15 protein-coding genes are annotated in these 19,955 nt (G+C 35.8%); 12 read left to right on the top strand and 3 right to left on the bottom strand.

What is annotated here, in order from left to right:
• Positions 1 to 35: 35 nt before the first annotated feature.
• From SD960_RS14930 to SD960_RS14895, 8 genes are all read left to right on the top strand, one after another.
• Positions 36 to 2,192 (top strand): glycoside hydrolase family 3 C-terminal domain-containing protein, encoded by a 2,157-nt coding sequence (locus SD960_RS14930; protein WP_318804370.1) that lies wholly within the window; start codon positions 36 to 38, stop codon positions 2,190 to 2,192.
• A 6-nt stretch (positions 2,193 to 2,198) separates the two neighbouring features.
• Positions 2,199 to 3,776 carry a GH39 family glycosyl hydrolase gene (locus tag SD960_RS14925; RefSeq protein ID WP_318804368.1) on the top strand — a complete coding sequence of 526 codons (1,578 nt, stop codon included), beginning with the start codon at positions 2,199 to 2,201 and terminating at the stop codon, positions 3,774 to 3,776.
• A 41-nt stretch (positions 3,777 to 3,817) separates the two neighbouring features.
• The gene (locus SD960_RS14920) at positions 3,818 to 6,052 is read left to right on the top strand and encodes a glycoside hydrolase family 3 C-terminal domain-containing protein (RefSeq protein ID WP_318804367.1); all 2,235 of its coding nucleotides are present in this window, start codon (positions 3,818 to 3,820) and stop codon (positions 6,050 to 6,052) included.
• Between the two features lie 107 nt (positions 6,053 to 6,159).
• The gene (locus SD960_RS14915; protein ID WP_318804366.1) at positions 6,160 to 7,668 is read left to right on the top strand and encodes a cellulase family glycosylhydrolase; all 1,509 of its coding nucleotides are present in this window, start codon (positions 6,160 to 6,162) and stop codon (positions 7,666 to 7,668) included.
• A gap of 144 nt (positions 7,669 to 7,812) precedes the next feature.
• Positions 7,813 to 9,720, top strand: coding sequence for a sialate O-acetylesterase (locus SD960_RS14910; RefSeq protein WP_318804364.1), 1,908 nt, complete (start codon positions 7,813 to 7,815; stop codon positions 9,718 to 9,720).
• Positions 9,721 to 10,100: 380 nt separating this feature from the next.
• Positions 10,101 to 12,506, top strand: a complete 2,406-nt coding sequence (locus tag SD960_RS14905; protein WP_318804363.1) for a glycoside hydrolase family 95 protein — start codon at positions 10,101 to 10,103, stop codon at positions 12,504 to 12,506.
• Between the two features lie 241 nt (positions 12,507 to 12,747).
• A complete protein-coding gene (locus SD960_RS14900; RefSeq protein ID WP_318804362.1) occupies positions 12,748 to 13,206 on the top strand; it encodes a Panacea domain-containing protein in 459 nt (152 codons plus the stop codon).
• Positions 13,207 to 13,212: 6 nt separating this feature from the next.
• Positions 13,213 to 13,575 carry a hypothetical protein gene (locus SD960_RS14895; RefSeq protein ID WP_318804360.1) on the top strand — a complete coding sequence of 121 codons (363 nt, stop codon included), beginning with the start codon at positions 13,213 to 13,215 and terminating at the stop codon, positions 13,573 to 13,575.
• A gap of 1 nt (position 13,576) precedes the next feature.
• Here SD960_RS14895 and SD960_RS14890 read toward each other — a convergent pair whose 3' ends face one another.
• Positions 13,577 to 14,143 (bottom strand): CvpA family protein, encoded by a 567-nt coding sequence (locus SD960_RS14890; RefSeq protein ID WP_318804359.1) that lies wholly within the window; start codon positions 14,141 to 14,143, stop codon positions 13,577 to 13,579.
• A 376-nt stretch (positions 14,144 to 14,519) separates the two neighbouring features.
• Here SD960_RS14890 and SD960_RS14885 point away from each other — a divergent pair, with 376 nt between their 5' ends.
• The 4 genes from SD960_RS14885 (at position 14,520) to SD960_RS14870 (ending at position 17,162) form a co-directional block, all read left to right on the top strand.
• Complete coding sequence (locus SD960_RS14885; protein ID WP_115847794.1) at positions 14,520 to 14,876, top strand: hypothetical protein; 357 nt, start codon at positions 14,520 to 14,522, stop codon at positions 14,874 to 14,876.
• 115 nt (positions 14,877 to 14,991) lie between these two features.
• Positions 14,992 to 15,519: a hypothetical protein gene (locus SD960_RS14880; protein ID WP_318804358.1), complete on the top strand. Its 528-nt coding sequence runs from the start codon at positions 14,992 to 14,994 to the stop codon at positions 15,517 to 15,519.
• A 100-nt stretch (positions 15,520 to 15,619) separates the two neighbouring features.
• The gene (locus tag SD960_RS14875) at positions 15,620 to 16,639 is read left to right on the top strand and encodes a phenylalanine--tRNA ligase subunit alpha (protein ID WP_042562935.1); all 1,020 of its coding nucleotides are present in this window, start codon (positions 15,620 to 15,622) and stop codon (positions 16,637 to 16,639) included.
• Between the two features lie 115 nt (positions 16,640 to 16,754).
• A complete protein-coding gene (locus tag SD960_RS14870) occupies positions 16,755 to 17,162 on the top strand; it encodes a hypothetical protein (RefSeq protein ID WP_115847796.1) in 408 nt (135 codons plus the stop codon).
• A 152-nt stretch (positions 17,163 to 17,314) separates the two neighbouring features.
• Here the strand turns inward: SD960_RS14870 and SD960_RS14865 are convergent, their stop codons facing one another.
• Positions 17,315 to 18,310 carry an NAD(P)H-dependent glycerol-3-phosphate dehydrogenase gene (locus tag SD960_RS14865; protein ID WP_318804354.1) on the bottom strand — a complete coding sequence of 332 codons (996 nt, stop codon included), beginning with the start codon at positions 18,308 to 18,310 and terminating at the stop codon, positions 17,315 to 17,317.
• A 428-nt stretch (positions 18,311 to 18,738) separates the two neighbouring features.
• On the bottom strand, positions 18,739 to 19,896 hold the full coding sequence (locus SD960_RS14860; protein ID WP_318804352.1) for an iron-containing alcohol dehydrogenase: 1,158 nt from the start codon (positions 19,894 to 19,896) through the stop codon (positions 18,739 to 18,741).
• Positions 19,897 to 19,955 lie beyond the last annotated feature (59 nt).

Genomic DNA, 19,955 nt, shown 5'->3' with positions numbered 1-19,955 from the left:
AAACCTGTCAGGTTTAAATAACCACGACTTTTTAAATGAAAAATCTCATTCTGCATATCGTTTTTCTTTTGTCGGTCAATTTGATGTTGTCGCAGCAAAAACAATATCCTTTTCAGGATTCTAAATTAGATACTGAAAAGCGTATTGATAATTTGCTTTCGTTGATGACACTCGATGAAAAAGTTCAGGCTTTGAGCACAAATCCGTCGATAAAAAGATTAGGCGTTACAGGAACAGGTCATGTAGAAGGTTTGCACGGTTTGGCACTTGGCGGACCGGGTGAATGGGGTGGAAAAAATAAATTGCCAGTAACAACAACTACTTTTCCTCAGGCTTACGGATTAGGAGAAACGTGGGATGTTGATTTACTTCAGAAAGTGGCACAGGTTGAAGGTTATGAAGCGCGCTATGCTTTTCAAAAATACCATCGTGGCGGATTAGTCGTTCGGGCTCCAAATGCAGACATTGCAAGAGATCCGCGTTGGGGTCGTACGGAAGAAAGTTACGGAGAAGATGCTTTTTTTAATGGAACAATGACCGTTGCATTCGTAAAAGGATTGCAGGGAAATAATCCAAAATATTGGCAAACAGCTTCATTAATGAAACATTTTCTGGCCAATAGCAACGAAGATGGCAGAACGTATACTTCATCTGATTTTGATGAAAGATTATGGAGAGAATATTATGCTTTGCCTTTTCAAATGGGTGTTGTCGAGGGTGGATCCCGTGCTTATATGGCGGCTTACAATAAAGTAAACGGCATTCCGGCAATGGTACACCCGATGCTCAAAAACATTACCCAAAAAGAATGGGGACAAAACGGCATTATTTGTACCGATGGAGGCGCATTCAAATTGTTGCTTTCAGATCATAAATATTATGCTGATAAATATCTGGGAGCTGCAGCGGCCATAAAAGCAGGAATTAATCAGTTTTTGGATGAATATACAGAAGCAGTTTATGGAGCACTTTCGCATGGATATTTAAAAGAAAAAGATATTGATGCCGTGATTCGTGGCGATTATCGGGTAATGATTCAACTGGGAATGTTGGATGTTTCGGATGAAAATCCGTATGCAAAAATCGGAACAGGAAAAGATACAATTGACCCATGGAGAACAGAAGCGCATAAAAAAATCGCTTTGGAAGCAACACAAAAATCTATTGTTTTGCTTAAAAATGATGCTAATTTTTTGCCTTTACAAAAAGATAAATTAAAAACGATTGCCATAATAGGAAATCGTGCGGATGAAGTGCTTTTAGATTGGTACAGCGGAACTCCTCCCTATACAATTACACCTTTGCAGGGAATTAAAAATAAACTAGGCAATAACGTCGAAATACTTTACGCCAAAAATAATATAGACGGCAAAGCGGCTGAAATAGCCAAAAAAGCAGATGCAGTTATTGTCATCGTAGGAAATCATCCGGTTTGTAACGCAGGCTGGGCAAATTGTCCCGTGCCAAGCGAAGGTAAGGAATCTGTAGATCGCCAATCGCTGACTTTAGAGCAGGAAGATTTGATTAAAATAGTCTATCAGGCAAATCCTAAAACAGTTGTAGCATTGATAAGCAGTTTTCCATATACCATAAATTGGACACAAGAACACGTTCCGGCAATTGTACATATGACGCAAAACAGTCAGGAAACCGGAACTGCTTTGGCCGATGTTTTATTTGGAGATTATAATCCCGCCGGACGCTTAACACAAACCTGGGTTGCGGCAATTACTGATTTACCTGAATTATTAGATTACAATATTCGAAACGGCAGAACTTATATGTATTTCAAAGGGAAACCTTTATATGCTTTTGGTCATGGTTTAAGTTACACGACTTTCAAATACAATTCTGTTGAAACAAATTCAGAAAGTATTTCTAAAAACGGAGAAGTAAAAGTTACGGTTTCTGTTACCAATACAGGATCTAAAGACGGAGATGAGGTTATTCAGTTGTATGTAAAACAATTGCAATCAAAAGTAGAGCGTCCTGAAAAAGAATTAAAAGCATTTCAGCGTGTTTTCTTTAAAGCAGGAGAAACTAAAAATGTTTCTTTGGTTTTAAAAGCAAAAGATTTAGAATATTGGAACACAGCAAAACAACAATTTGAATTAGAAAACAATACAATCGAAATTCAGGTGGGAAGTGCTTCGGATAAAATTCTTCTGAACAAAAAACTAACAGTGAAATAATTTACAATGAACAAAAAACTAACCATATTTTTTATTTTACTTTCTCTAATCAATGTGCCATTGTTTGGACAAAATGCTGTTGAAAACAGAATCATAAAAATCGATTACAACAAAACCGCAGGTCCATTAAACACCATGTTCAAGGAATGCATTGGCGCCGGAAGAGCAAACGAAGGTTTACGTGCCGACTGGCAGCAGCAATTGGCAATGACCAAAAAAGAATGCGATTTTAAATACATCAGAATGCACGGTTTATTGTCTGATGATATGGCCGTTTACAGAGAAGATTCAAAAGGAAATCCAGAATACAATTATCAATATATTGATGTTTTGTTTGATTTTTTAATTAGTATCAAAATGAAGCCTTTTGTAGAATTGGGTTTTATGCCTAATGCATTGGCAAGTGGAAAAGAAACTATTTTTTGGTGGAAAGGAAATGTAACACCTCCAAAAGATTATAAAAAATGGGAAGATTTAATTCGAAACCTAACCCAGCATTTTAAAGAACGTTACGGAGACGAAGAAGTAAAAACATGGTATTTTGAAGTTTGGAACGAACCCAATCTAACTCCGGGTTTCTGGACAGGTACTCAGGCAGAATATTTCAAACTTTACGAATACGCAGCGCGCGGCATCAAAAGCGTAAATCCTGCATACAAAGTGGGCGGGCCGGCAACGGCAGGCGCAGGCTGGGTTCCGGAAACAATTGATTTTTGTGCTAAAAATAATGTTCCGCTAGATTTTATTTCAACGCATACTTACGGAGTAAAACAAGGATATCTGGACGAATTCGGAACTTCGGGAACGGTTTTAAATAAAGAGGAATCAAGCATAAGCGGCGACGTAATAAATTCCCGTCAGCAAATTTCAAATTCGGCTAAGCCAAAATTAGAATTACATTATACAGAATGGAGTTCATCTTATACGCCGGCAGATCCTATTCACGACAGTTATCATTCGGCGGCTTATATTCTGCAGAAATTAAAACAAGTAGGCAATGCGGCAAACTCCATGTCATATTGGGTTTTTACCGATATTTTTGAAGAACCGGGTCCAAGATTCACGCCTTTTCACGGTGGTTTCGGATTATTGAATACGCAGGGAATTAAAAAACCGGCTTATTTCTCGTATTCCTTTTTGAATAAATTGGGCGAAACAGAACTTCAAAATAAAGACACATCTTCATGGGCGACAAAAAACGCTAAAGGCGATGTTCAACTATTGGTTTGGAATTTTACGAATACACATCCGGGCGATAAAGTTTGGAATCAAACCTATTATGTTCAGGATTTACCGTCTCAGCCAAAAGGAACTTTAAAAATTGAAGTAGAAGGACTCAAAAAAGGAAAATACAATTTAGAAATCTATAAAGTAGGCTATAAATCAAATGACGCTTACGCGGATTATCTGTCCATGGGAAAACCAAGTCAGTTAACACGCGATCAGGTAAATACAATCAAACAAAAAAACAATGGCACTTTGTGGGGAAGTGAAAAAGTAAACATTGACGCAAAAGGAACTTTTAGCAAAGATTTAAAAATCAATGAGAATGATGTTTTCTTATTGAATTTTGTGAAGCTTTAATTTCTAAAAAACGAACTATCAAAAACTAAAATTTATTAAGCATGAAAAACAAAATTTTATACCTGTCAGCAGCATTGGCTTTTGCAGTATTTACATCTTGTAAGAGTGATGTAAAAACAACAGATTCTGAAACAGCAGAAAAAGAATACAAAGGAAAAGAAATTGGATCTGAGTTTGATGCAGAAATCGACAAGTTGGTTTCTCAAATGACATTAGAAGAAAAAATAGGAATGTTACATGGAAATAGCATGTTTACTTCTGGCGGTGTAAAACGTTTGGGAATTCCGGAATTAAAAATGGCAGATGGACCACTTGGTGTTCGTGAAGAAATTTCGCGTGACAATTGGGCCCCGGCAGGTTTAACAAATGATTTTGCAACGTATTATCCAGCCGGTGGCGGACTTGCTGCAACCTGGAATGCTGATATGGCCTATACTTTCGGGAACAGCCTTGGGCAGGAAATGCGCGCAAGAGATAAAGATATGTTGCTTTCACCAGCCATAAATATCGTAAGAACACCGCTTGGAGGAAGAACTTACGAATACATGTCTGAAGACCCATTTTTGAACAAAAAAATTGCCGTGCCATTAATTGTTGGTTTACAAGACAATGATGTTATGGCTTGTGTAAAACATTATGCTGCTAACAACCAGGAAACAAATCGTGATTTTGTAGATGTTCAAATTGACGAGCGTACACTTCGTGAAATTTATTTACCGGCTTTTGAAGCTTCGATAAAAGAAGCGCATGCATATAGTGTAATGGGTGCTTACAATAAATTTAGAGGTGAATATTTATGTGAAAACGATTATATGCTGAATAAAATTCTTCGTGACGAATGGGGATTTAAAGGCGTTGTAGTTTCAGACTGGGCTGCGGTTCATTCGACAGTAAAATCTTTAGAAAGTGGTTTAGATATTGAAATGGGAACTCCAAAACCATTCAAAGAATTTTTCCTTGCCGATAAATTAATCGCTGCTGCAAAAAACAAAGAAATCTCAGAAGCAGAATTGGACAAACACGTAAAAAGAATTTTACGCACTTTGTTTCAGGTAAAAGCAATGGGCGGAAAAGACCGTGTTAAAGGAAGCATCGCTACAGAAGCGCATTATCAGGACGCTTATAAAATTGCTGCAGAAGCGGTAGTTTTATTGAAGAATGACAACAATGCTTTACCATTAAAATTAGACGGAGTTAAATCTATCGCCGTAATTGGGAACAATGCAACGAAGAAAAATGCTCTTGGCGGATTTGGTGCAGGTGTAAAAACAAAAAGAGAAGTTACACCGCTTGAAGGTTTAAAAAACAGATTGCCATCTTCAGTAAAAATCAATTATGCTGAAGGATATTTAGAGCGTTACGATGAAAAAAATAAAGGAAACCTAGGAAATATTACGTCAAACGGTCCTGTAACCATCGATCAGTTAGATCCTGCAAAAGTTCAGGAAGCGGTGGAAGCGGCTAAAAAATCTGATGTTGCCATTATTTTTGCGGGTTCAAACCGTGATTATGAAACAGAAGCTTCTGACAGAAGAAATTTAAAATTACCATTTGGACAAGAAGAATTAATCAAAAAAGTAATCGCCGCAAATCCAAGAACAATTGTGGTTATGATTGCCGGAGCTCCGTTTGAAATCGAAGAAATCAGCAAAAAAACGTCTGCTTTGGTTTGGTCTTGGTTTAATGGTTCAGAAGGAGGAAATGCTTTGGCAGATGTACTTTTAGGAAAAGTAAATCCGTCAGGAAAATTACCTTGGACAATGCCTAAAAACATCATGGATTCTCCAGCGCACGCTACAAACAGTTTCCCTGGAGGAAAAACAGTAAATTATGCAGAAGGAATTTTGGTAGGATACCGTTGGTTTGATACTAAAAACATCGCACCATTATTTCCTTTCGGATACGGATTGTCGTACACTACTTTTGGTTTTGAAAATGCAAAAACAGACAAAACTTCTTATGCACAAGGCGAAACAATTACAGTTTCTGTTGATGTAAAAAACACCGGAAAAGTTGATGGAAAAGAAGTCGTTCAGTTATATGCGGCAAAATCAGATTCAAAAATTACGCGTGCTGCACAGGAATTAAAAGGTTTCCAAAAAACATTGGTAAAATCGGGAAGTTCAAATACAGTAACGATTAAAGTTCCGGTAAAAGAATTGGCTTACTATGATGTAGCAGCCAAAAAATGGACGGTTGAACCAGGAAAATATACTTTGAAACTTGGGAATTCTTCAAGAGAAATCAAAAACGAACTTGTTGTAACAATTAAATAAAGCCTGAAACATTAATGCTCTTTGATTTTATTAAAGAGCATTATTTTAATAAACAAAAAATGAAATTGCCTGAATAAAACTTATAACTAACTATTAAACCAAACCAAATGAAAAATACTATAAAAAGTTACCTGTTTGTTGCCATTTTGTGCTTGTCTTTTTTAAGCATTTGGGCTTGTAGTTCTGATAATGAAAGTACAGCTGCGTCAATTAAAGCATTGACGGTTGACATCAACAAAATTGACTTTTCAAACAAAGAAAATGCAGTTGATGTAAAAATTACTACTGATGCAACAGCCTGGCTAATTAAAAGCTCAGATGCTAGCTGGATAAAATTTAATCAGGTTGGAGGTACTTCTGGAACAACTACAGTTAAAATTACAGCTTTAGAAAATACAACCGCAGTAACAAGAACAGCGGTTATAACTATTAGTTCAAATCAGGCAAATGAGATGCAAATTGCTGTATCACAGGTTGCTGGTTCGACTGAAGTTACGGGTCTGTATCCAAATTACAATACAAACCCAATCCCTGCAGATGCAAGCGGAATGTCAAGTACAGCCGTTCAATTAGCAGCCAAAATAAAATTAGGCTGGAACATCGGGAACACGCTTGAAGCAACCGGGGGAGAAACCGCGTGGGGAAATCCTAAGGTTACAAAAGCCCTAATCGACGCCGTTAAGGCAAACGGTTTTAATGCTATTCGAATTCCGTGTTCATGGAACCAGTATTTAGAAAATTCGGCTACAGCCAAAATCAAAACAGACTGGCTAAACAGAGTAAAAGAAGTGGTGCAATATTGCGTAGATAACGATATGTATGTTGTTGTAAACATTCACTGGGACGGCGGTTGGCTGGAAAATAATATTACCGAAGCCAAAAAAATAGAAAACAATGCCAAACAAAAAGCTTTTTGGGAACAAATTGCAACACATTTACGTGGTTTTGATGAGCATGTACTTTTTGCAAGTGCCAATGAACCAGCAGTTGAAGATGCGGCACAAATGGCCGTTTTAACATCGTATCACCAAACTTTTATTGATGCCGTACGTTCTACCGGAGGAAAAAATGCCAATCGTGTTTTAGTAATTCAGGGACCAACAACAGACATTGAAAAAACCAATAAATTGATGTTGACATTGCCAACTGATAATGTAGCAAACAAAATGATGGTCGAAGTACATTATTATTCACCATGGAATTTTGGAGGATTAACCAAAGACGAAACCTGGGGAAAAATGTTCTATTATTGGGGAGCGAATTACCATTCTACAACAGATACAGAAAGAAATGCAACTTGGGGAGAAGAATCTGATCTGGAGAAAAACTTCAAATTAATGAAAACCCAATTTGTAGATAAAGGAATTCCTGTTTTGTTAGGAGAATTTGGTGCCATTCGCAGAACGACTTTAACCGGTGATGCCTTAACTTTACATTTGGCTTCAAGAGCCTATTATTTAAAAACGGTGGTACAACAAGCAAAAGCAAACGGATTATTACCTTTTTATTGGGATGAAGGAAGTCTAAACGACAAAGGTTTTGGTATCTTCGACAGAAGCAATAATACCGTTTTTGACACTCAGGCTTTAACCGCTTTGAAAGAAGGATTACAATAAGAAAATTAAATTCACTACATAAGTGATATAAGCAATTATAAGTTATATTGTACAAAAAACTTAAATTTACTTATATCACTTATATGGTTTAAAAATATAATGATGAAAAAATATACAGTCTTTATTTTTTTGATATTCAGTATAATGGCAAACGCAAATGTGCGTATGCCATTGCTTTTTTCTGACGGAATGGTGTTGCAGCGCAACAAAGAAATTCCGGTTTGGGGTTGGGCAGAAGCCAATGAAAAAGTGGAGGTTCGTTTTAACAAACAAACCAAAACCATTCAGGCCGATAAAGATGGAAAATGGATGATTAAACTGTCTGCCGAAAAAGCGGGCGGACCTTTTGAATTAATCATTACAGGAAAAAACAAAATTGTTATCAAAGATGTTTTGGTTGGCGAAGTATGGATTTGCAGCGGACAGTCGAACATGGAATTTCAGATGTACAAAGTCATGAACGCTGAAAAAGAAATGGCCGATGCTGATTATCCAATGATTCGCCATTTTGGAGTAGCGCAAGATTTAAGCGGAAGTCCAAAAGAAGATCTTAAACAAGGAAAATGGCTGGTTGCCAACAAAGAAAACATTCGTGATTTTACAGCGGCAGGTTTCTTTTTTGCTAAAAAATTATACGCCGAATTAAAAATCCCAATCGGGATTATAAATACATCCTGGGGCGGAACAAATGTAGAAACCTGGACAAGCGACGAAGCGTTTCAAAAAAGCGATGAATACAAAGCCATGATTGCCGATGTTCCTCAAGTAGATATGGACGCCGTTTTTGAAGTGTATAAAAAATCAGTTTTAGAAAATTTAAAAAAAGTTCAGGGTTTTGATGTTTCTATGGAAAATGAAAACCAATTTGCAGCCTTCAATTTTGAAGATAAAAACTGGCCCGAAATAAAAGTACCATCTTTATGGGAAAACCAGCAAATTGGCAATATTGATGGTGTAGTCTGGATGCGAAAAACAATAACGCTTTCTGGCGATCAAGCCAGAAGTGAAGCCGTTTTACATCTTTCAAAAGTAGACGACGAAGATATTACCTATGTAAACGGAGTTGAAGTTGGGACCAATAAAATTTGGGAAGCATTAAGAGTTTATAAAATTCCGGCCGGAGTTTTAAAAGAAGGAAAAAATGTAATCGCAGTTCGTATTGCAGATTATTCCGGTGGTGGCGGAATTTATGGCGATCCAGCCGATTTAAAAATTCAGTTTAAAGACAGCAATATTCCACTCGAAGGACTTTGGAAATTCAATGTCATTCAGGTAAAAATTGCTATTTCGCCAAACAGTTACCCATCGTTATTATACAATGCAATGATAAATCCGTTGATTCCATATGCGTTTCAGGGTGTTTTATGGTATCAGGGCGAAGCCAATGTTTGGCGTGCAAAACAATACAAAAAAGCATTTCCGTTAATGATCAACGATTGGAGAACAAAGTGGAAACAAGGCGATTTTCCTTTTTATTTCGTACAATTATCAACTTTCAACGAATTCAATGGAAACAGTAAAGTCGGAAGCCGCTGGGCAGAACTTCGCGAAGCACAATCCGAAACCTTAAAAGTTCCCAATACCGGAATGGTTGTAACCACAGATATTGGCAACGCAAAAGACATTCATCCCACAAACAAACAAGATGTTGGTTTGCGTTTGGCTGCAATTGCGCTGAATAATGTTTACGGTAAAAAGCAAATTTATAGCGGACCAACCTATAAATCCCAGCAAATAAAAGGCAATCAAATTATCCTGACTTTCGATAATATCGGTTCAGGATTAACGACTCCGGACAATTCAGCAAACGTAAAAGGATTCGAAATCGCCGGAGCCGACAAAGTTTTTCATTCCGCGAAAGCGATAATTAAAGACAACAAAATAATAGTTTCAAGCGACGAAGTAAAAAATCCCGTTGCCGTTCATTACGGTTGGGCAGACGACGATACGGAAATCAATCTTTTCAATAAAGAAAAATTCCCGGCATCGCCTTTCAGAACCGATAATTGGGAAATGATTACAGCAAATGAAGTTTATAAGATTAGTAAATAATATTTTGATATGACATTTGGGCGTGACCGTATTTACAAAAGGCGCTATTTAACAAACCGCTTATGTGCGCCTTTCGCAAATACGGTCGGGCTATCCGCTCAGCCGCGGCGGATTCCTCCTATCCCTCACGCGCGCATATTGGTTTCGATTTTCTAACAGGTTTTGAAAACCTGTTAGGTATAATTTGTACAACACGTTAAATCCAAATACCTAACAGGTTGAAAAACCTGTTAGGATACGTAAATAATAAAAAAAGTTCCAGAGGAACGACATGTTTATAGCAACGGATGTTAATCCGTTGATTAAAAATTTTAGAACGTAATGAGAGTTCCATAGGAACGGCATATATTTAACCGAATTCAAAATCAAAAAAAGAATACATGAAATTAAACCTCATAAAAATATTCTTCATTTTACTATTCACGTCTTTCAGCATAAACATGTCGGCGCAATCCAAACACGTTTTATGGTACAATCAACCAGCAGAATTCTTTGAAGAAAGCCTGGTTTTAGGAAACGGAAAAATGGGCGCAACCGTTTTTGGCGGCGCAAATGCTGATAAAATTTATTTGAACGACGCTACACTTTGGTCGGGTGAACCCGTAAATGCCAATATGAATCCGGAAGCGTATAAAAATATTCCGGCAATTCGTGAAGCTTTAAAAAACGAAAACTACAAACTGGCCGAGGAATTAAATAAAAAAATCGAAGGCAAAAACTCTGAATCTTTTGCGCCTTTGGGAACATTAGAAATTAATAATTCTGAAAAAGGAAAAGCTGTAAATTACCATCGTGAACTGGATATTTCGAACGCAATATCAAAAGTGAGTTACGAAATGGCCGGCGTAAAATATACGCGTGAATATTTTGTTTCGGCTCCGGATCAAATTATGATCATCAAATTGACGAGTGATCACAAAGGGACTTTAAATTTTGATATTAATTTAAAGAGTTTATTAAAATCAAATGTCGAAGTGCGAAATAATATTCTCGTAATGACGGGTTCTGCACCCATTCATGAAAATGCCGGATATACTGTTTTGCCAAAATATCTGGACATACAGGAAAGAGGAACAAAATTCACCACTTTAGTCCAAATCAAAAAAACTGACGGAAAAATTACAAATTCAAGAGAATCTTTAAGTCTAAAAGAGGCGACGGAAGCCATTATTTATATTTCTGTTGCAACAAGTTTTAATGGTTTTGACAAAAATCCTGCAAGTGAAGGTTTAGACGATATAGCAATTGCAGTGCAAAATATGAATAAGGCATTTGCAAAATCATTCGATAAATTAAAAGAATCGCACACCACAGATTATCAAAAATTCTACAATCGTGTTGATTTAAATTTAGGCAAAACAACCGCTCCGGATTTACCAACAGACGAACGTTTATTGCGTTACGCCGATGGAAAAGAAGATAAAAACCTCGAAATTCTCTATTTCAATTACGGGCGTTATTTATTGATAAGCAGCTCGAGAACGTTGGGTGTTCCGGCCAATTTACAAGGAATTTGGAATCCGCATTTAAACCCGCCGTGGAGCAGTAATTATACGATGAACATTAATCTGGAAGAAAATTATTGGCTTGCCGAAAACACCAATCTTTCAGAAATGCATTTGCCACTTCTGTCTTTTATAAAAAACCTTTCGGTAACCGGAAAAGTAACGGCCAAAACTTTTTACGGCGTAAACAAAGGCTGGGCTGCAGCACACAATTCGGATATTTGGGCAATGACAAATCCCGTTGGACAATTTGGAAAAGAAGATCCAATGTGGGCTTGCTGGCCTATGGCGGGCGCGTGGCTGAGTACACACATTTGGGAACATTATGTTTTTACACAAGATAAAAATTACCTGAAAACAGAAGGATATCCGTTGATGAAAGGTGCCGCAGAATTTCTTTTGGGATGGATGATAACCGATAAAAACGGAAATTTAATTACATCACCATCTACTTCGCCCGAAAACCAATACATTGCACCAGATGGTTTTGTTGGCGCAACAATGTATGGCGGAACGGCAGATTTGGCCATGATTAAAGAATGTTTTGGCAAAACGATAAAAGCTTCGAAAGTTCTAAATACGGATGCTGATTTCAGAGCAAAACTCGAAACAGCACTTTCAAAATTATATCCGTACCAAATTGGTAAAAAAGGAAACTTGCAGGAATGGTATTTTGACTGGGAAGATAAAGATCCCAAACACCGTCATCAATCGCAGTTATTCGGACTTTTTCCGGGTGATCATATTACGCCGGAGAAAACACCGGATTTGGCCGAAGCTTCCCGAAAAACTTTAGAGATAAAAGGCGATGAAACCACTGGCTGGTCAAAAGGATGGAGAATTAATCTTTGGGCGAGACTTTGGGATGGAAACCGTGCTTATAAAATGTTTAGGGAATTATTGAGATACGTAGATCCCGACGGAAAGAAAACCGAAAAACCAAGAAGAGGCGGAGGAACATATCCGAATTTATTCGACGCGCATCCGCCATTTCAAATTGATGGAAATTTTGGCGGAGCCGCAGCCGTTGCTGAAATGCTGGTTCAATCTGATGAAAACGAAATTAGATTATTACCCGCTTTGCCAGATGCCTGGGAAACCGGATCTGTAAAAGGAATCTGTGCCCGTGGAGGTTTTGAAATTGCAATGGAATGGGAAAATAAAATTTTAAAGAAAGTTACTGTTTCTTCTAAAATTGGCGGAAAAACAAACTTAATCAGCGGAGATAAAAAGCAAAATGTCACTTTGAAAAAAGGTGAAATTTTAGAAATAAACTGGTAGCTGCTTTTGAAAACTAATATCATTCTGAGCGAAGTCGAAGGCTTGATTTGCAGACGTGGGCTTCGACTCCGCTCAGCCTGACAAAACCTCGATCAGTCAGACAAATATCAAACCCGACAAGTTTAAAATTTGTCGGGTTTGCTTTTAAATAATAATCAAAACAACTGATTTACATTACAATAAGTTCTTAAAATTTTGTCGCAACGTTATTTTCATTAACTTTGATTAAAATATTATGATTATGACTTACAATCCAACAACAGTCGCCAATTATTTCATAGATAAATATTCCAAAACAGGAGATCTTACACCAATGAAAATAATTAAGCTAACTTATATTGCTTATGGATGGTATTTGGCTTTAACAGATAAAAAAGAAAGATTGCTGGACGAAAGTCCTATTGCCTGGGATTTCGGGCCTGTTTTTCCATCTTTGTATTACAGTATCAAGCAATACAAAAAAGAAAAAATAACAGAGAAAATCCCAAATGCCTTAAAAGACGAAAAAATAACAAGCGAAGACGGGAAATTTTTAGATAAAATATGGGAAGTCTACGGAAGATTTGACGGCATTTATTTAAGCGCATTAACGCATAATGACGGTACGCCGTGGCGAAAAGTTTACCGTAAAGATTCTAATGCTGTTATTTCTGATGATGATATTTTTGAACATTATAAAACTAAGTTAAAACCAATTTAAGCTTATATGTCCTCCCTAAATCTTAACCAAATATCAATTGCAAATAGTTCTTCATTAACCCCTGAAGACCTTAGCAAAGCGCGCCTGCAAAATCAGATTCTTGAAGACAGATTAGGAAGCGCAAAAGTAGGGCGTTTTTTAGAAGACACCAGACTTAGAAGACACTTAACCTATATTTTTGCTATCATTATCTTTCTTTGGTTAGCTGCTGTGGTGTCTATTTTATATTTTAATAATAACTTATTAAACCTCAATCTTTCAGAAAATGTATTGATTACTTTATTGACAACTTCGTCTGTAAATGTAATAGGGATGATGTTGATTATTCTGAAAAATTTATTTCCGAAACATCTTAATGAAGACGAATAAACTATTCTTTTTCAGTTTCCGTTTTATCTGATTCCGATTTTTCTTCTTCGGCTGATTTTTTAGTATGGTTTTCTTTAAATTCCTCATACCATTTTTCGATAGAAGGATAAACAAAACCCGCTACTTTTTTAATGGGATTATAAAAAATAGATTTGTCTAAAGTTTCTTGTTTGGCAAAAGTATTGTCGAAGTTTATTTTCTCAAAAAGCGCAATTACAATACTTACAATCAGGATCGTTTTCAGGATTCTGAAAAATCCGCCGCCTAGTTTATTCAGCCAGCCCAATTGCGCAAAATCTGCAATTCCTGTTAAGGCTTTCGCCAATAAGTAAACACCAATTACAACCAGAATAAATGTGAGCAGAAAAGCCGTTACCTGAATCGTATTTGGATTCCAGGAAACATGTTTTGAGATGATTTCTGTCATAAAAGAAGAAAACTTGATCGCTAAATAGATCCCAAGCAATAAAGAAATAAAAGAAGCAATTTCTACAAAAAGTCCGTTTTTAATTCCTTTGTATAAACTGTAAGCCAAAAGCGCACCCAAAATCATATCTAAAACACTCATATTTTCTGTCGTTTTATTGAGGCGCAAATATAAAAGAATTATCTAGTTTTTAAGGTTCATAGGCTCAGAGATGCAGAGGGGCAAAGGTTTTTTTAATAGCCTACAGATTATACGGATGTAACGGATTGACACAGATTAAAAAAGGTGTTGCTGAAAATATACTTTAAGAATAAAAAAACCTGTGTAAACCAGTTAAATCCGTATAATCCGCGGACAAATTCCTCTCTACAATAACGCAAACTGTTAATTTTAGGTCTTTGGATTTGAAGTCCGTATCTTTGCAACGACAATTTTAGATTTTAGATTGTTGATTTTAGATTTAAAAAATCTCTAAATCATCTCAATCTAAAATCTAATATCTAAAATCATAAATAAAATGTCCAGAGATACACAATTAAAAGAGCGTTGGGAAAAGCTCGTCGATATACTTTCAAATCAATTTTCGCAAGGTGAAGATTTAGATTTAGATGCCATTATTTACCTAATCGGAGTTCAGGAATTTGGAAAGATTCATAGAGAATTCAAAAAAGATGAAAAATTAAACTTAATGCACATCGCTATTTGTCGATTATTAGAGCCTTACGGATTTTATGAATTCGAATATTTTGATGAAGACGGATGGCCGCATTATAAAGTAAAAGAAGAATTACCGCCACTAAAAGCAGGCGAACAATCGGTTTTAATGAAAGAAGCGATTGTGAATTATTTTTTAGAAAGAGAACTTATTGAATAGTTTTTAGTTTACAGTTTTCAGTCTCAGTTTACAGTTACAGACTGAAAACTGAGACTTAAAGCTGAGACTGAATAATGTAACTGTAAACGGAGACTGAAAACTTAAAAAGAAAGAAATGTGTAGATATGCCATGACCTCTTATAAGCCTCATTATGCTTGTTTTGATTGCCGAAAAACATTTAAAAGAAGACTTTTTAAAGACATAAAAACAGGGAAACAATCAGATCTGGAAGTAAAGTGTCCGGATTGCGGATCGTTTATGGCAAATATGGGGCTTGATTTTGAATCGCCAAAAAAGGATGATGTGAAAAAATGGGAGCATATTAAAAGCCTATATTCTGTTGGAATCGCTTTTCATTCTTGTGGCTGTAACGGACCGGGCTATATTCCTAATTCAAAAGAAAAATTAATAGAATATTTTGAAGATTTAAAAGTAAACTATCTTAAAAATATTGATTTTTGGAGATCCAGAATAGAACCCACTACAAAAATGGAACGCGATAAGGATAATCAACAAAATGGGGGAAAGTTAAATGCTATTTCATCAAATTTTAAAAAAGAGGTTGTTAAAAATCAAGAGGGAATAGATTTTTGGCTGGGCAGAGTTAGGGAAATCGAAAGTAAAATAAGTTTAATAAAATAGTTATAAATGAATATCGTAACCTGTGAAGGGAAACTTTAAATTTTAGACTTTAAACTTGAAACAAATTATGTAAATTTGTATTCTCAATTATTGAAGGAAAATGATAGACAAGATAAAACAGCATATAGAGGAAGCAAAAGCCTTTAATGATAAAAATAAAGAATCTTTAGAGCAGTTCCGAATTAAATATTTAGGTAGTAAAGGGTTATTAAAAGAACTTTTTACAGAGTTTAAAAATATTCCAAACGACCAGAAAAAAGATTTCGGACAAGTAATAAATACTTTAAAATCCGTAGCTGAAGAAAAAGTAAGGGTAATTCAGGAAGAACTTGAAAGTAAACAAGAAGTAAAAGGAGTTTTTGGAGATTTGTCAAGATCATCAGAGCCGGTTATTATTGGTTCACGTCATCCTATTTCTATCGTAAAAAATCAAATTATAGATATTTTTGCCAACATTGGCTTCAACGTTTCCGAAGGTCCGGAAATCGAAGACGACTGGCATAACTTTACGGCGTTGAACTTACCGGAATATCATCCGGCGCGTGATATGCAGGATACATTTTTCATTCAGACAAATCCTGATGTGCTGTTGCGTACGCATACATCATCTGTTCAGGTGCGCTATATGGAAAATCACAAACCGCCAATTCGTACTATTTCTCCGGGACGTGTATTTCGTAACGAAGCAATTTCGTCGCGTTCGCACTGTATTTTCCATCAAGTGGAAGGTTTGTACATTGATAAAGATGTTTCGTTTGCAGATTTGAAACAAACATTACTTTATTTTACAAAAGAAATGTTCGGAAAATCAAAAATTCGCTTGCGTCCGTCGTACTTTCCGTTTACAGAACCAAGTGCAGAAATTGATATTTATTGGGGACTAAAAACAGAAACTGATTATCGTATTACAAAAGGAACAGGTTGGTTAGAAATTGGTGGCTGCGGAATGGTGGATCCGAATGTTCTTAAAAATTGTGATATCAATCCAGATGAATTCAACGGTTTTGCTTTCGGAATGGGAGTAGAGCGTATTGCGATGTTGTTATACCAAATTGGAGATATTCGTATGTTTTACGAAAATGATGTGCGTTTCTTAGAGCAATTCAAAGCCAATATTTAATTTTAGATATTAGATTGTAGATTTCAGATTAATTCTGAAGATATAATTCTCATTAATACAATAAACCTTTGTTGAAGTTTAGACTTTGACAAAGGTTTTAAAGCTTTAAATAAAGATGAAAAAAGATATAACAATCCCCGAAGTAGAAAATGTATTTTTAGCCGCCGTGCAGGAATGGAGCGACGATTTTATGGAGAAAGTGTGGTACGCTTATCTTGTAAACGACAGCGATTTTAATCTGGACAGCGTAATGGTAGTTTCAAAAGCATTTGGAACTATCGATGGAGAAATGAAAAAAACATCTGTTTTACGTCACGCCTTTGTTGAAGTTCCTGCTGTTTCGGTAGTTAAAATCGAAATGGTTGAAAAAAGCCTTTTGGTTTTAAACAATGAATTTATGGTGACTTTCTTCATCGGGAATACGTTATACGACAAGAAATTCATCTTCAAATCTAACCTAATCAGCGAAAATAATACAGAAGAAGTGCCGATTTTGTTTGTTGAAGGGGTGATGGTTAAATAAAAGAATATAGAATATAGAATAAAGAAAATAGACTTTACAAAATATAAAAGAAAGAGCCAAGACTAATAATTAGATTAGATCTTGGCTCTTTTTTATGATCGACAAAATCTATTTTTTATTCTCTATATTCTATTCTCTAAATTCTATACTCTTTAATCCAAAGACTCCGTTAATTTCTTAAATACAGATTTAGCATCTTTTCCTTCATATAAAATACTGTAAACGGCGTCGATAATTGGCGTTTTGGCACCGTAACCCTGATTTAGTTTATAAGCACTTTTGGTGGCGTAATACCCTTCGGCAACCATACTCATTTCCATCATCGCACTTTTTACGGTGTAGCCTTTTCCAATCATGTTTCCGAACATTCTGTTTCTGGAGAATACAGAATATCCTGTAACTAATAAATCACCCAAATAAGCTGAGTCATTGATGTTACGTTTCATTTTGTGCACTTTTCTGATGAATTTTTTCATTTCACGAATTCCGTTACTCATCATTACCGATTGAAAATTATCGCCATATCCTAAACCGTGTGCAATTCCGGCTGCGATTGCGTAAATGTTTTTCAACATTGCAGCATATTCAGTTCCGATGATATCGTCTGAGATTTTGGCTTTAATATAATTGCCTGATAAAGATTTTGCTACAATGCAGGCTTTGTCCGGATCTCCACACGCAATGGTTAAGTACGATAGTCTTTCCAACGCTACTTCTTCTGCGTGACAAGGACCTGTAATAACCCCAATGTTGTAATAAGGAATGTCGTATTGAATATGGAAATGTTCTCCAACAATTAAACTTGTTTCTGGAACGATTCCTTTAATAGCAGAGAAGATAATTTTATCTGCTAAAGAAACAGTCAGATTTTTTAATTCAGCATCTAAAAAAGCAGACGGAATAGCAAAAATTACATAATCTGCATATTCAACTGCTTCATTTATATTGTTGGTTAATTTAAGTTTAGTAGTGTCAAATTCGACTGAACTTAAATAGTTTGGATTGTGTTTGTACTTGTGAATGTGCTCTATTGCAGCATCATTACGCATATACCAAGCTATTTCTGAAAGATTTACGCATAACATCTTAGCAATTGCCGTTGCCCAACTCCCTCCTCCAATTACTGCAAACTTTAATTTTTCGCTCATTATTTTAATAATTTAAAGCAAAAGTACTTAATAATGTAGTAATAATACAAAATCTGATTTAAGAAATTTAAAAACAAGGTCTGTAAACTATGGTTTTCAGACAGTTTTAAATAATTATCAAAAATATTTTATGCTGTATACAATAATAATTCAATAGCTGCGTTATAACTCTTTATAAATTAGAATTTTAATGAATTTAGCAAAAATTGAGTTAGTTAGTTTTGTTTTAGTATTTTAAAAAGGCGTTCCTAAAAATTTTAAGAACGCCTTTTTTGTTGCTTTTTAGTCACAAGTTTAGAAAACTATTCTATTTCAAATATAGCCCGCGGTTTCAACCATGGGATACGTATGGTGATAATTTATTGTGCTCCAACGGTTGAAACCGTTGGCTAAGTTTAAAATTGCAGCTAAATACTATTGTTTAGAACTTAATAACTAAGCTCAACAATCGATTTTACTTTATCTAAAGTTACCAATTGATTTTCACCAAGACCTTTCCAGCCTCTTTCATCAAAACGTTTTACAATAAAATCTGCTGTATTGGTATAATCATCTGTGTATTGAGACAGTTTAGTATCCATTCCCATGGTGTGGAAAAATTCGACTGTTTTGTTGATCGCTTCTTTTGCAACTTCGTCATCAGAACCTGTTAGGTTGAAAATTCTTCTTCCGTATTGTGCCAGTTTCCCTTTTTTAGTGTCAAACATTACATTGTACAAACTTGGACCTATAATCGCCAAAGTACGTGCATGGTCGATTCCGTATAATGCGGTTAATTCGTGACCAATCATGTGTGTTGCCCAGTCAGACGGAACTCCTTTTTGAATCAATCCGTTTAAAGCCATAGTACAGCTCCACATGAAATTAGAAGCCAAAGCATAATCTGTTGGGTTTTCTACCACTTTTGGACCCACTTCAATTAACGTTTGCAAAATTCCTTCGGCAATTCTGTCTTGTAAAAAACCTTCGTGCGGATACGTTAAATATTGTTCCATTACGTGGGTATAAGCATCTACAACACCATTTTGCAATTGTCTTTTTGGCAAAGATTCAATTACGGTTGGATCGCAAATTGAGAATTTAGGAAACAAAGCGCTTCCGCCAGAAGCTAATTTTTCCTGAGTTGCTTTAATCGTTACGACGTATCCGGAATTCATTTCGCTTCCCGTTGCAGGCAAAGTCAAAATAGTTCCAAAAGGCACTGCATTTTCTTTAATCAGCAAACGTTTTTGTAAAATATCAATTGGGTTTCCGTCAAAATTAACAGCAGCCGAAATAAATTTCACACCATCAATTACAGATCCACCACCAACAGCCAGAATAAAATCGATTTTTTCTGCTTTGATAATTTCAACCGCTTTCATCAACGTTTCAAAATGCGGATTTGGCTCAATTCCTCCAAATTCAACAATATCAAAACCTTTTAAGTTTTTGATTACTTGTTCGTGAACACCATTTTTAAAAATACTTCCACCGCCGTAAGCCAATAATATTTTGGCATCTTTAGGCACTAAAGCAGAAAGTTTTTCAATTTGTCCTTTTCCGAAAATTAAATTCGTCGGATTGTATAATTCAAAGTTTAGCATTTTTTTTTTGAGTTTCTGAGATGCTAAGTTGCTAAGGTTCTAAGTTTTTTAATCTTAGC

Origin of the sequence: Flavobacterium sp. MMLR14_040, from assembly GCF_033657265.1 — a bacterium.
GTDB lineage: Bacteria > Bacteroidota > Bacteroidia > Flavobacteriales > Flavobacteriaceae > Flavobacterium.
The sequence above is the reverse complement of the archived record's forward strand: the minus strand, read 5'-3'. Positions and strand labels throughout refer to the sequence as shown.

Coding starts and splice junctions, on each gene's coding strand:
- SD960_RS14860 (WP_318804352.1), bottom strand. CDS start 19,896: ATGCTAAACTTTGAATTATACAATCCGACGAATTTAATTTTCGGAAAA.
- SD960_RS14900 (WP_318804362.1), top strand. CDS start 12,748: ATGACTTACAATCCAACAACAGTCGCCAATTATTTCATAGATAAATAT.
- SD960_RS14910 (WP_318804364.1), top strand. CDS start 7,813: ATGGCAAACGCAAATGTGCGTATGCCATTGCTTTTTTCTGACGGAATG.
- SD960_RS14890 (WP_318804359.1), bottom strand. CDS start 14,143: ATGAGTGTTTTAGATATGATTTTGGGTGCGCTTTTGGCTTACAGTTTA.
- SD960_RS14870 (WP_115847796.1), top strand. CDS start 16,755: ATGAAAAAAGATATAACAATCCCCGAAGTAGAAAATGTATTTTTAGCC.
- SD960_RS14905 (WP_318804363.1), top strand. CDS start 10,101: ATGAAATTAAACCTCATAAAAATATTCTTCATTTTACTATTCACGTCT.
- SD960_RS14920 (WP_318804367.1), top strand. CDS start 3,818: ATGAAAAACAAAATTTTATACCTGTCAGCAGCATTGGCTTTTGCAGTA.
- SD960_RS14895 (WP_318804360.1), top strand. CDS start 13,213: ATGTCCTCCCTAAATCTTAACCAAATATCAATTGCAAATAGTTCTTCA.
- SD960_RS14875 (WP_042562935.1), top strand. CDS start 15,620: ATGATAGACAAGATAAAACAGCATATAGAGGAAGCAAAAGCCTTTAAT.
- SD960_RS14885 (WP_115847794.1), top strand. CDS start 14,520: ATGTCCAGAGATACACAATTAAAAGAGCGTTGGGAAAAGCTCGTCGAT.
- SD960_RS14915 (WP_318804366.1), top strand. CDS start 6,160: ATGAAAAATACTATAAAAAGTTACCTGTTTGTTGCCATTTTGTGCTTG.
- SD960_RS14880 (WP_318804358.1), top strand. CDS start 14,992: ATGTGTAGATATGCCATGACCTCTTATAAGCCTCATTATGCTTGTTTT.
- SD960_RS14930 (WP_318804370.1), top strand. CDS start 36: ATGAAAAATCTCATTCTGCATATCGTTTTTCTTTTGTCGGTCAATTTG.
- SD960_RS14925 (WP_318804368.1), top strand. CDS start 2,199: ATGAACAAAAAACTAACCATATTTTTTATTTTACTTTCTCTAATCAAT.
- SD960_RS14865 (WP_318804354.1), bottom strand. CDS start 18,310: ATGAGCGAAAAATTAAAGTTTGCAGTAATTGGAGGAGGGAGTTGGGCA.